This is a genomic window from uncultured Shewanella sp. (genome assembly GCF_947491715.1).
In the GTDB taxonomy this organism is placed as follows: domain Bacteria; phylum Pseudomonadota; class Gammaproteobacteria; order Enterobacterales; family Shewanellaceae; genus Shewanella.
In genome coordinates this window covers 89707-102247 of sequence record NZ_CANLKR010000007.1, presented here as the reverse complement: position 1 = coordinate 102247, position 12541 = coordinate 89707, and the positions used below count along the sequence as shown (strand labels likewise).

Sequence of the window (12541 nt, the reverse complement as noted above, 5' to 3'; positions counted from 1 at the left end):
AAGACAAATAGTTTTGCTGGAGACTGATTTTTGTAGGTATCATTCAAAAAGTAACGGATAAATAGAGATAATGAGTAACCCAGCCATGAGAATATTAAAAGCACGTAATCGTTTGGGATTGGATAATATTTGGCGAGATTGTTGTCCTAATATTGTCCAAAAGCTCACAGAAGGCAAATTCACGAGTGCAAAAATAATGGCGCAGAGAAAAATAGCTTGAATGCTATGTGAAGGAGTATAAGCACTCATTGCCGTGAGTGCCATTGTCCAGGCCTTAGGGTTAACCCATTGAAAGCTAGCAGCTTGCATAAATGAGAGCGGCTGACTCTGGTGCTGAGTCTCCTTGCTAGATGATGTTGTGGCTATTTTATAGGCTAAAAAGATCAAATAAACAATGCTAACCGTTTTTAATATTGAATAACTCACTGGATACAAATCAAAAATTTGTATGAGTCCTATGCCGACTAAAAACACCATAAAACTGAAACCTAGCCCAATACCTAGCATATGAGGGATCGTGCGTTGAAAGCCAAAGTTAGCCCCTGAAGATGCTAGCATGATGTTGTTCGGCCCAGGTGTAATTGTTGAAACGAAGGCAAAAGTAATGAGTGCACTGATAAGGTGGTAATCCATATGATCTCTTTTTTACAGCTCTTAATGATATTGCAATTATAATTTTTAATTAGAGGTGTTATCTTGCTTTATGGTCTTATTAATGGGTAGTTGTGCAACTTATGGCTAATTTTGATCGTATTAACACAAGAATATTGCAAGAGCTTAAATCAGATGGACGAGTGAGCAATACTGAACTGGCAGATAGAGTAGGGTTGTCACCGTCGGCTTGTTTGAGGCGCGTACAGGAACTTGAGCGCTTAGGGGTGATTACGGGCTATAAAGCAGTATTGGATCAATCGGCTTTAGGTATTGGGTGCATTGCTTATATTGCGGTTGGGTTAAGCGACCATAGTAAAGCGGCTCAACAAGCGTTTGAAGTCGCGATTACGCGATCCGTTGAGGTGAGGGAATGTCATAATATTACTGGTTCATATGAATATTTATTGCGAGTTGAAACACAAGATTTAGCGGCTTATAAGGTGTTTCATACGGAAACCTTAGGAACCTTACCGCAAGTGAATGAAATAACGACTTATGTGGTAATGGGATCACCAAAAGATGAGCGGGCTTGAGGTAAGCGACATTTCATCTCTTATATTTTCGCTTCTTTTCATTTCTTGAAATCCTGATGAGTTCACGAGTGATAAGGTTCATTCGTGGCTTTGGAATGAATCAATATTGGCAGCAAGTTTGCCTATGTTCGCGAAATGCTACAGAGATTTTTCTTGTTAATCTGTGAGGTGGTTATGTACGCGAATACAACACTTGGTGGGACGAATTATGCTTACCCTGATACTTGTTATACCTTAGTGGGGACAGTGACCTCGGCGATTCCGTATCCTAATGTATCAGAAGGGACCATGTGCGATCCATCAACAGCGGTCACCACAGTGTTAATTGATGGTGGCCCTTCAATAACGCAAACATCCAGTATTACCTTAAGTACTGGAGACAGCACTGGGGCATTGGGCGGCGTGGCATCAGGTCAGATGATGGGGCCGACGAGTTTTACGTTGGGAAGCACAGCTGTTATGGTTGGAGGCATGCCTGTGCAGAGATTAACGAGTACGACCGCACAAAATGGCACGTCTCCTAACTGTGTCGGTGTAACACTTGTGCCTTCACAATATAAAGTGATGGTATTAACCTAAGAGAATGTGATTCGGTATAACCGTGATAATGCGTTTATACCGAACAAGAAAAGCGCTTAAAACCGAACAGAAATACCCGCGCCACCGTAATAATCAGAGTCATAATTAACCGTAAAACTGACTCGACGAGTCAACCAATAGTTTAACCCGACTCCCCAACTAGTATATGCATAGGAATCATATTCAAACTCGGTAGTTAAGCTAAGTCGGTCTGTAATTTGGAAAGGTTTGCTGAGCTGAGTGCGTAGATTGCCCCTATGATCGACCCAATTTAAGCTATCAATGTCAAAAGGCAGTAAATAATAAAAACCGAGCACTCCTCTATTTCGATGAGGATCCATGTCTGTATCGGTATTAAATCCAGCATACAAAGAAAAGAAGCGATTAAAATAACGATAGTAACCTAAGCTGACATCATATTGATCATTCCAATTGTATTGCCAATTAAGGGCCACATTATTGCGTGAATTGCTCGTCATTAGGACCCCTTCGGTCATTTGGCTAAAAAAGCCTGCATCTGTCCATGTATACCAAGGGTCTTCATAGGCCTTTTCTCGCTGTGCCATCACTTCTGGAGCCACTTCAGTCCCTTCATAATGTACGATACGTTCCATACCTGACACCATGTGGTAGAGATTATGGCAGTGGAAAAACCAGTCTTTTTCCTCATTGGCGGCAAACTCAATAACCGTAGTTTGCATGGGAGCCACATCAACAGTATGTTTGAGAGTGGAATATTCGCCTTGCTCAGTGACGACGCGGAAAAAATGTCCGTGAAGATGCAATGGATGGCGCATCATGGTTTTATTGGTCATGATAAAGCGAACATTTTCACCTTTTTTGATCGCTATGAGGGCATCTTCTGCTAAGGTTTTACCGTTGAATGTCCACAGGTAGCGATCCATATCACCGGTTAAATTCAGTGTTATTTCTCTCCAAGGACGGTTTTTGTTCAGTGTTGTTTTATTGGGTGAGCGCAACTTCCCATAAGGCGCACCAGGCCGTTTATCGATTGTGCCTCCTGTAAATTCATTTTTTATCATGCCATTCATGCTTTCCATGTTTTTCTTTGGTACCTCTGTTTTCATCGAGGGCATTTTGCTTGCCGGCATACCTGTATCTGTTGCAGAAGGAGAGCCCATTTTAGGCATTTTTTCTGCTGCGCTGTCCTCTTTGGGCATGCTTTTCATTGCGATCATTGCATTGGTCATATCAACACTAAGCTGATAAATATCAGGCTGTGGAATATCGGTGGCAGGATGTTGTTGGCTATGTAAATCGCCTATCCAAGTGGAAGTATAACCCGTACCATCGAAAGACGTTGCTCGAAATTCATATTGCCCGTTTTGCGGTACTTTGACCAAAAAGTCATAGCTTTCTGCTGTCGCAATTAATAATCGTTCAAGGTTTGTTGGCGTAATATCGAGGCCATCAGCAGCAATAACTTTCAGTGGACCTCCTGCATAGTTTAAATAAAAGTAAGATGATGTACTGGTGTTGGTGACTCTTAAACGTATGAGTTCTCCGGGGTTACCTGTGACTTGCCAATGGGGGCTACCATTGGTCATAAAGGTGTCATAACCGACATCAGATAGATCTGCATCGAGGACGTTATAGAAATTTCTTTTAATTAAATTACCGAAGCTGTTACTTTTGATTGCACCCGTTATTGTCTGGACTTGGTTTTTTTTCAACGCAAAATAAGGACTATTTCGTTTTAAGCTTCGCAGATTATGGCTGGGGATTTCATCATTCCAATCGCCTATGCTTAATACAACATCTCTTGGCGCATTTGCTTTTAATTCTTTGGGGTGGATAACGATAGTACCTTTGAGGCCGTATTGTTCTTGTAAACCAAAATGGGAATGATACCAATAAGTTCCTGTCTGAATAAGAGGAAAGCGATAGATTTCAGTTTTTCCGGGTAATACAGGTAAGGTGGTGACGTAGGGAACCCCATCAACAGCATTTGGAACCAGTAAGCCGTGCCAATGAATGGTGGCAGGGACGGGTAAAGTATTGGTGACTTTCATGACAGCGATATCACCTTCGGTAAATGTTAACGTTGGACCAGGCATTTGACCGTTGATAGTGATTGCATTAATGTTTTTTCCTGTCACATTGACAGGCCCTTTTGCGATCGTTAAATGGTAATGTACTTCTTCTGCTCGTGCTTCGGTCAAAGATAAAAACATGAAAGAAACAAGCAATGATAAAATAAATAATATATGCCAATGCGGGCTTAACTTTTGTGTCATGATCCATTCCTTGAAGCGATGTTGATATCTTGTAGATTGAGTATGGGCTTATACCCGTGATACTTGAAGATGCATGTTTTCAGAGCCTGTAAAAGTGCCTAATTCAAGGCGTATTATTGCAAGAATGCTTATTGCCTTTTAAGGTGATACAACTTCGATGTAGGTGATTTTACAGACTCCCAACGGGCTGGCCTCTTTATATGTAAAAGCAAGGCCTTTTATACTGCGTTATCGAACATCAGCTTAGAATGACTAAGCACGCTGTTCAAAGCCTTGCCTAAAAGGCTTTTCATTCCAGCTGAATCCTGCATCTTCAAGTATCACGGGTATAGATCCGTTACGACAAGTTTTTTAAGCATAAGAATAGAATTTACTTTTTGCGAATATTAATGATCCAGTGATATTTCAGACGTCATTATTTTATTAAAACTTGATTGGAATAACAAAAGAAGTCAGCCAAATCACGATGATTAATAACGCATAACTTAGGACTGCTAATGAAATTTGATGGTTCAGCGATAATGCTTTGTTTTTCATTTTGTGGGTGTGATGAGTGTTTTGCTCATGCTGCTCATGTTGCTCATGTTGCTCATGCTGCTCATGCTGCTCATGCTGCTCATGCTGCTCATGCTGCTCATGCTGCTCATGCTGCTCATGTTGCTCATGTTTTTGATGTTGTACTTCATGGCTCATTTTACTTTGGTGTTGATTGTGAGCATTGTTAGTGTCTTGCGTGCGAGACATCATGCCATGTTTAATGCCTTTTTTAACCATCCAAGCATTGACGGGGTAAGCGACAATCGCCGCGATGATAGTGGCTAAACTCATTCTTCCCCAGAAAAAGAGAGTATATGGATCGGTACTGATAGGAAAAAGGTGTGCAAGAATAAACATTGTGGGCAGCATGCCACACATGACAAAATTCATTGAAATCGTTTCGGCAAAAAGCGTATTCTTGACTGCTTCTTTGTAAGAATTAAACATAGAGCGCATGAATAAGGCTTGAAAAATGAATAGGCCAAATAAATAAGCGGCGATGTACTCAATGATCATTTCAAGTCCATTGGAAATGGAAAATAGCGTTAAGAAAATGGCCATAATAATGATTGCAGTAGCGTCGCCAGCGACACAATGGATCATCGAGCCCAACGCTTGCTTCCAATGCACATTAATAAATTCATCATGACTTCCTTTAAACGGCTGACGGCAAGAAAGAAAATAAAAAAATAGTCCTAATGGGCCTGTATATAAGATAATAAGCGCCCAAGCTAAAGTCATAATCCTCATTGATGGTGTGTTAGTTAGCTGATCCCAAATAACATATACCATTGAAAGTAAAGTTAAAAAAAACCATAGCACTAATGCCCCATATAACATATTCATTTTCCCTATTTTTCTTTTTGAATTTAATCGCTGTTTAAGCATAGAAGATTGATGGCTGATCATTAAACTAAATGCTGTTTAAGTCTGATGGTGGGAATACGACTTTAGGGTAGATAAGTATTTTTTACGATAATTTCAGTCAATTCTGGAAGCTATTTAATGGATATTTCATTAAGTTTCCAATAAATGTATTCAAATGCAAACCTAAGGCAGTCAAATGGAAGGTATTCAGCTAGGAGCTGGCAGCAAGAGTCATAGTACCTGGAATAAAAATTTTATCAGTGCAGAAGAGGTTTCTCATGTTAATAATGTTCGTCTAGGCGAAAAGCTATGGGATTGGTTATGTGATGCCGTTTGTGGAACTCATAGAGCTGAGGCCAAGGAGTATATTCGACAACTTGATGCACTTGAAAACAAACCGCCTTCTGAAACTAGCAGTGAAAAAAGAGCGCTTTTCTTCAAGCTATCTAACTTAACCTCAAATGACTATATTAATATTGACCGCTCAAATGGAGAATTGAAATATCAAATAGGATATTTTAAAGGTAATGTTGAAGATCATCAGCTACTCAAGACTTGGACTCGCCCTGAACTTAATAGTAATGAATTATCAGCGCAAGAATCTAAAGCGAAAGGGTTAAAAGACAGGTTAGTCAAAGCGTTTGATGTACAGATACAAAGCCAAGGCAAACCTACTCTTAGGCTTGTGCCTGTTTATATGGCTCATCGTTATGCGTCTAGTGAGTTATCCCCACCTTTACATGCCTATATTATGGCGGGAGAGCCGGGCTCGAAAAATGCGCTGCTTTTTGGCGAAAAAAATGACATGACTCGCTCGAAGGTGGAGCTAAATGATGCTTTTCTCGCTGAGTTATCAAAAGCGAAATATGTCACAAGAAATGACAAGAATGAGAAAGTGAAATTGTCTTTTGAGCCCGAATTGATCCAGGCCGTTGAACGTTTAAAAAATCAAGGGCGAAATTTCGCATTTTTAGATGGGTTTGTGGATGCCATTAAGAGAGAGCTGAATAAATTCGATGCAGAAATGAAACTGACAGAGTCTCATCGCATTGGTTTAGGTTATCTTGCGGCAAAATGTAACGGTCAACAGGGCTTTTACAATATGGATCCACGCAAAGGTTTTACCCATAACGAGGATATGCGTTACTTCGAGCAGCAAAAAGGTCCAGTTAAACAACAGCCTGTTAAATTGACGACATTACAAGAAGTCACTCGAGAACAACGGGTTTATCAGGATTATCTCAATGAAAAACTGGGACTCAATGGGGTGGAACAAACGAAGGCAAGTATACGTGTTGAAGATGGTACTGAAGTGTTACCTGAGTCAGAAAAGAAGAAATTGAAAGATCGCACTATGGTGGCTTATACGGCTTTACCTACTAATAGCCCGTTTGAGTCGAATTGTAATCGAACTGCGGCAACCTATTTTCAAGCGGCAATCAATAGAGATAAAGGTTTGCCGATAGATGTCTATCAAGAAGTTAAATCAGGTACTCGATGGGCATTAGGTGGCAATACACGAAGACATATCCATAATCCATTGCAAAGCCAAAGAGTGACCAAGGATAGCATTGGCGAGCAGGAGTTTTTTGAAATTCAGCAGCGTCATCCACATGCGACAGTTTTAGATGAGCATTCGATGGATTTGGGTAAGAAAGAAGCGAAAGATCTTAAATTACAAAATAGTCAAGATACTGGCTATAGCCGATTAAGAGCGGTAGTAAATTCATTATCGAATTTTTTTACTAGTCAGTTTTAAAATAATGAGAGTTAGATGGTATTAAAAATTGAGGTGATGCTTGAGTTCTTAATTAGGATTACTTTCTTTAAATTTACAAAGAGAATGTTATTTTACGACAGTTTGCTTTGTTTTTAGGAAGAAATTATAAACTTAATCGATTAAGTTTTGGTTTCTTTTAATTTAGGCATAGGGCAGGAAAATGGCGGGTATTCAGCTAGGGGGAGGAGAGGTAACCCATAATACTTGGGATAAAAATTACATTAGCGCAGCAGAAATTTCTCATATAAATAATATGACGAAGACTGAGAAAATCTGGGATTGGTTGTGTGATACTGTTTGTGGTACCCACAGAGCTGAAGCGAAAGAGTATATTAGACAACTGGATGTGTTGAGTAACGATAATACGCCTGATATGGTTGGATTGAAGAAAGAGCTGTTTACTAAATTAACAGCTTTAACATCGAATGATTATACTCAGATTAATAGATCTAATGGTCAAATTGAGTACCAAATAGGTTACTTTAAAGGCCATCCAGATAATCATGAAGTTGTCAGTAGTTGGAGCCGACCAGCTCTTGATGAGTATCAATGTGCAACTCAAAAACAACACGCTGAGTTCTTAAAAAAAAGATTAGTTCAGTCTTTTAATGAGCAGATAAAAGGGCTTGTACAAGTCGAGCCATCTATTAGTCAACATGGAATAGAGAAAGCTCAATGTGATAGTGAATTGAATGCTGCTCGTCGTTTAGTTGAACCTGTGCCCGTTTATATTGCGCATAGTCATTGTTTTGGTAAATTGCTACCACCATTACATGCTTATATTATGACGGGGGAACCGGGTACTCAACATGCGAGACTTTATGGTGAGAGAAATGATTTAACTCGTTCTAAAGTCGAGCTTAACGATACCTTCATGAGTGAGCTGTCAAAAGCAAAATATGTGACGAAAAGCAGCGATGGAACGAAAATAAAAGTGCCTTTTGAGGCACCGATCCTTAAAGCCATTTCTGCATTAAAAGGCGAAAGTTTTGCTTTTCTTGATGGGTTTGTTGAGGCTATTAAAACAGAGCTGAAAAAGACGGATAATGAAGATTTATTGACCGAATCTCATCGCAGAGGTTTAGGGTATGTTGCCGTTAAATGTAATGAGCAGCCAGGTTTCTATAATACGGACTCACGTAAAGGCCGTGATTATAATGAAGATATACATAATTTTGAGCATCGAAAAGGCTCGGTGAAACAGCAAGCTGTTAAATTGACAACGCTGCAGGAAGTCACTCGCGAGCAGCGAATTTATCAGGATTATTTAGATGAAAAGTTAGGGCTTAATGGGTTAGAGCAAACGAAAGCCAGTATTCTGACAAAAGCTGGTCAAACAGTGTTATCTGAAGTCGAGAAAAAAGACTTAAAAGCACAGACTATGGTCGCTTACTCTGTGTTACCGTCTGATAATGCCATGGAGGCGAATTGTAATCGTATGGCTGGAACATATCTTGAAGCGGCGATTAATAGAGAGAAAGGTTTACCGATAGATGTATATCAAGAAGTCCAATCGGGTACAAAATGGGCTTTAGGAGTAAATACCCGTAGCCATATTCATAACCCATTGCAAAGCCAAAAAGTGACGATGAGCAGTGTTGGCGAGCAGGAGTTTCTTGAAATTCAGCAGCGTCATCCTCATGTCATAGTTCAAGATGAGCATTCGATGGTTTTGGGGAAGAAGCAAGCGGAGGATCTGGAGTCGCAAAATAGTCAAGATACTGGCTATCAAAAAGTACGCTCATGGGTAGATACTTTATCGAATGTTAGGTCTCTTTTCAGTAGTAAAAGTTAATCGTATAATCAATTTTAAAAAAGCTGCTAATGTAGCTTTTTTATTAAATGCTGTGGTGACGGTATGGGTTACGATTGAAGGAAGGTTGAAAATGTGGATCCAAAAAGAAATTAGCGTTCAAGCACAAAAGAGGGGTTTTCATCTCATTACAGACGAGATTGTGCAGCAAGTGCCAGAAATTAAAAAGCTTAATGTCGGTATGTTACACCTTTTTATTAAACACACTTCCGCATCAATTGGTCTTAATGAAAATGCCGACCCTAGTGTTCGTCACGATTTAGAGCAACACTTTAATGTGTTGGCGCCAGAAAATGCACCTTATTATGAGCATACTTTTGAGGGGCCAGATGACATGCCTGCTCACATCAAATCAATATTGATTGGTTCGAGTCAAAGTATTCCTGTGACAAATGGCGCATTGAACATGGGCATATGGCAAGGTATTTACCTGTGTGAGCATAGAGAAAATGCATCGTCCAGAACCCTAGTTATTACGTTAAACGGCGAGTAATACTTGTTACTCGCAGAATATTTCATGAAGTAAATCTATAATCTTAATGATATTTTTATCACTTAATTGATAGTATATTGTTTGTGCATCACGTCGTGTTTCAACATATTTTTCTCTGCGAAGCCAAGCTAAGTGTTGAGATAATGTTGATTGAGCGATAGGGATCTTTTGATTGAGCGCTGAAACCGATAACTCACTTTCTTGAAGCAAACAAAGGATCATCAGCCGATATTTACTGCTTAATGCCTTCATGAGCACTTCGGCTTGAGAGGCATTTTTTTCTAGTTCTTCGATTGAGAAGGTGGAAGTCATTTATATGTATATCTGAATTTTGATAATAGCATCTTAGCATATTTGGGAATATGCATTCCAATGAGCATCATGACTATAAAAACCAATATTTTAGGTGACCCCCCTGTGATGTTAACGAGTGCAGGTCCTGGACAGATCCCAGATATTCCCCATCCAATACCAAAAACGGATGCACCCAGTATTAGAGGGAGATCGATAGTAACTTTTTTTGGTAGATGAAAGGCTTGAGTGAATTTAGGTTTGGTTTTATGCTTGATGATGAGATGATAAATGGGCACAAAAACAACCAGTGCTGAGAACATGACAAATGCTAAGCTAGGATCCCAATTTCCGGTGACATCTAAAAAATGAAGCACTTTGTTGGGATCCACCATTTGTGAAATGATGAGCCCTAATCCAAATAAAATGCCACAAAGCAATGCAATTAATATGATCATAAATTAACTCACAAATTTTAATAGAAAGACAGTGAACATCGCTGTTAGCATAAAAATGCTGGTGGCAATAATAGAGCGAATTGATAAGCGACCAATACCACATATACCATGACCACTGGTGCAGCCCGAACCGAGTTTTGTACCTAGACCGACCAATAGGCCACCTATCGACATGGCTTCCCAACTCAGGTCAATTTGTGTGGGTAAATGAAATCCCAACATGGCGGAAAAGAATGGGCTGACAATGAGGCCTAGAATAAAGCTAACTTGCCAATATTCTTTCGATAAATGCACTTTTGTAAGGCCATATAAAATACCGGATATACCGGCTATTTTACCGTTAAAAAACAGTAGAAAAAGGGCGGATGTCGCTAATATAAGCCCTCCAACAATTGAGCTAAATAAAGTGAGTTGTTCCATTATTACCTCTTTGAAATACATATGTTAAAAGGGGGAGTTGAAAAAATATTATTATCAACAGGCCATAAGCCAGAAAGAATATTAAAAGGGAGGGCGGGATATAACAGTTTCGGCGGTATTAAGCTGGCATCTCTTGTTTCTCGCAACGGTATAAAATAATCTTTTAAGGTGTTATGGCGAATATGTATGTTGGTCATCTTACTTTCTTGTACACTCGTTTGATAATGTAATGGGCGACCATTGGGTTGATAATCGTGGCACATCCATAGTTTGGTTTGATCCGGAAGAGAATACAGACGCTGTACGCTAGTGAATAACGTACTAGCACAACCACCATAAAAATCACAACGGGCTGAGCCACTGTCTGGCATAAAGAGTGTATCGCCTATAAAAGCATTGTTTTCGATTAAGTAGGTCATACTATCGGGCGTATGTCCTGGTGTGCTTAGTGCGGTGATTGTTGTCTGACCGATAGTGAGCTGTTCGTTATCATGAAGCAGTCGATCAAATTGGTGTGCTTGTTCAAATGAAGTTTTGTAGGGAGGTAATTGGTGATTGAATTTTTTTTGCGTGTCGATGATTCCTTGACCAATAATGACTTCCCCACCTAACTGGCTTTTTATATATTGAGCAGCGGTTAAGTGGTCGGCATGTATATGGGTTTCAGCTATCCACTTTACAGATAGATGATGTTGCCGTATGTAATCAATTTGCTGATCGACAAAGTGAGTTTGTGTTGTTTTGGATGATAAATCAAAATCTAAAGCACTATCTATTACAATAGCCTCAAGTGATTGTTTATCATGGACTATATAGCTTATAGTATGAGAGTTATGATGATAGAATTCCTGAATGATAATGGATGGCATGATAGTAATCCTTTATTTAATATCGTTTAATCGTACATTAACGATATACGATTTGCAATATTTCTATTTATCTTTCTCATGTCTTTGAAGTGGAAAATGATGACTTTTCGCTAGTGATCAGCCGTTAACAAATATAGGATGTTAGATTTGAAATCTACTTTATGGAAAAATGCTAATGTCGACAGGAATAGAAGTTTCAGGTAGTGGCCCAGTAGTTATTTTATTGCACAGCTCCTTGAGTTCAAAAGAGCAATGGAAACCCCTAATTAAACAGCTTTCGCCACGCTTTACTTGTGTGAATGTTGACTTACAAGGTTATGGTAGTATCGCCAATGAAGGGATCCTTTCACCTTATTCGTTGAAATGTGAAGTAGAACGGATCCAACAATTTTTACAGCAGAAGGCATTATCGGGTCCGTATTATCTTGTTGGGCATTCTTTTGGTGGTGCGGTAGCGCTTCGTTTTGCTGATGCATTTAAGCAGCAAGTAAAAGCCTTGTGCATTTTTGAGCCTGTGGCTTTTCATTTATTAGATGGTAATGCCCCACAGCGCCAGAAAGTCTCTGAGTTAGCAGTGAACATGGATAATATTACCGATTATGAGGGCGCAGCCTTATTTACCAACTATTGGAATGGTGAGGGGTATTTTTCTGCTCTACCTAAGCCAATTCAACAAGGATTAGCTGCAATGATGCCTAAGGTCGCTCTAGATTTTGAAGCTATTATTAATGAACCTAAGACGGTACAAGAGTATGCTAATAGCATTTCTGCCAATGTATTATTAATGACAGGTGAGCAAAGTCGCAGTTCAGCTAAAGCTGTGGTAGCAGTCATTGAAGACAATTTACGTCATGTCACTAAGATTGAAATTAATGGAGGACATATGGCGCCATTAATGCAATCAAGTTTGGTGAACCCGCTAATCATGGACTATTTGTGCTCGCATATTTAATGAGGATTGACTATTCAGTCTATTAAGAAGTCAATAA

Annotated in this window: 13 protein-coding genes; 6 read left to right on the top strand and 7 right to left on the bottom strand. The window is 39.5% G+C overall.

Translation table 11 applies throughout. From position 1 onward, the window contains the following. Window positions 1-39: 39 nt before the first annotated feature. Window positions 40-633, bottom strand: a complete 594-nt coding sequence (locus Q0779_RS07920; RefSeq protein WP_298771364.1) for a LysE family translocator — start codon at window positions 631-633, stop codon at window positions 40-42. Between the two features lie 101 nt (window positions 634-734). Here Q0779_RS07920 and Q0779_RS07915 point away from each other — a divergent pair, with 101 nt between their 5' ends. Further along, window positions 735-1187, top strand: coding sequence for an Lrp/AsnC family transcriptional regulator (locus Q0779_RS07915; protein ID WP_298771362.1), 453 nt, complete (start codon window positions 735-737; stop codon window positions 1185-1187). 174 nt (window positions 1188-1361) lie between these two features. Continuing rightward, the gene (locus Q0779_RS07910) at window positions 1362-1766 is read left to right on the top strand and encodes a DUF4150 domain-containing protein (RefSeq protein WP_298771360.1); all 405 of its coding nucleotides are present in this window, start codon (window positions 1362-1364) and stop codon (window positions 1764-1766) included. Between the two features lie 56 nt (window positions 1767-1822). Here Q0779_RS07910 and Q0779_RS07905 read toward each other — a convergent pair whose 3' ends face one another. Together Q0779_RS07905 and Q0779_RS07900 are read right to left on the bottom strand one after the other, a co-directional pair. Further along, window positions 1823-4024: a multicopper oxidase domain-containing protein gene (locus Q0779_RS07905; protein WP_298771358.1), complete on the bottom strand. Its 2202-nt coding sequence runs from the start codon at window positions 4022-4024 to the stop codon at window positions 1823-1825. A gap of 423 nt (window positions 4025-4447) precedes the next feature. Further along, window positions 4448-5302 carry a DUF4396 domain-containing protein gene (locus tag Q0779_RS07900; protein WP_298771356.1) on the bottom strand — a complete coding sequence of 285 codons (855 nt, stop codon included), beginning with the start codon at window positions 5300-5302 and terminating at the stop codon, window positions 4448-4450. Window positions 5303-5624: 322 nt separating this feature from the next. Between Q0779_RS07900 and Q0779_RS07895 the strand changes: the two genes are divergently transcribed. The 3 genes from Q0779_RS07895 (at window position 5625) to Q0779_RS07885 (ending at window position 9514) form a co-directional block, all read left to right on the top strand. Then, a complete protein-coding gene (locus tag Q0779_RS07895) occupies window positions 5625-7187 on the top strand; it encodes a hypothetical protein (protein ID WP_298771355.1) in 1563 nt (520 codons plus the stop codon). A gap of 181 nt (window positions 7188-7368) precedes the next feature. After that, window positions 7369-9003 carry a hypothetical protein gene (locus tag Q0779_RS07890; protein ID WP_298771353.1) on the top strand — a complete coding sequence of 545 codons (1635 nt, stop codon included), beginning with the start codon at window positions 7369-7371 and terminating at the stop codon, window positions 9001-9003. A 91-nt stretch (window positions 9004-9094) separates the two neighbouring features. Continuing rightward, on the top strand, window positions 9095-9514 hold the full coding sequence (locus tag Q0779_RS07885) for a secondary thiamine-phosphate synthase enzyme YjbQ (protein WP_298771351.1): 420 nt from the start codon (window positions 9095-9097) through the stop codon (window positions 9512-9514). Window positions 9515-9520: 6 nt separating this feature from the next. On the opposite strand, the gene Q0779_RS07880 is transcribed toward Q0779_RS07885, so the two are convergent. Genes Q0779_RS07880 through Q0779_RS07865 form a run of 4 tightly spaced genes read right to left on the bottom strand, consistent with a single transcriptional unit; the run spans window position 9521 to window position 11552 of the window. Then, window positions 9521-9826, bottom strand: coding sequence for a metalloregulator ArsR/SmtB family transcription factor (locus Q0779_RS07880; RefSeq protein WP_298771349.1), 306 nt, complete (start codon window positions 9824-9826; stop codon window positions 9521-9523). Beyond that, window positions 9823-10263: a YeeE/YedE family protein gene (locus tag Q0779_RS07875; RefSeq protein ID WP_298771347.1), complete on the bottom strand. Its 441-nt coding sequence runs from the start codon at window positions 10261-10263 to the stop codon at window positions 9823-9825. The genes Q0779_RS07880 and Q0779_RS07875 overlap by 4 nt, the downstream gene beginning before the upstream one ends. Window positions 10264-10266: 3 nt before the next feature. Further along, window positions 10267-10683, bottom strand: a complete 417-nt coding sequence (locus Q0779_RS07870) for a YeeE/YedE thiosulfate transporter family protein (RefSeq protein WP_298771346.1) — start codon at window positions 10681-10683, stop codon at window positions 10267-10269. A gap of 2 nt (window positions 10684-10685) precedes the next feature. After that, on the bottom strand, window positions 10686-11552 hold the full coding sequence (locus Q0779_RS07865; protein ID WP_298771344.1) for an MBL fold metallo-hydrolase: 867 nt from the start codon (window positions 11550-11552) through the stop codon (window positions 10686-10688). A gap of 175 nt (window positions 11553-11727) precedes the next feature. Between Q0779_RS07865 and Q0779_RS07860 the strand changes: the two genes are divergently transcribed. Then, entirely contained in the window at window positions 11728-12504 is a 777-nt protein-coding gene (locus Q0779_RS07860; RefSeq protein WP_298771342.1) for an alpha/beta hydrolase, read from the top strand. Window positions 12505-12541 lie beyond the last annotated feature (37 nt).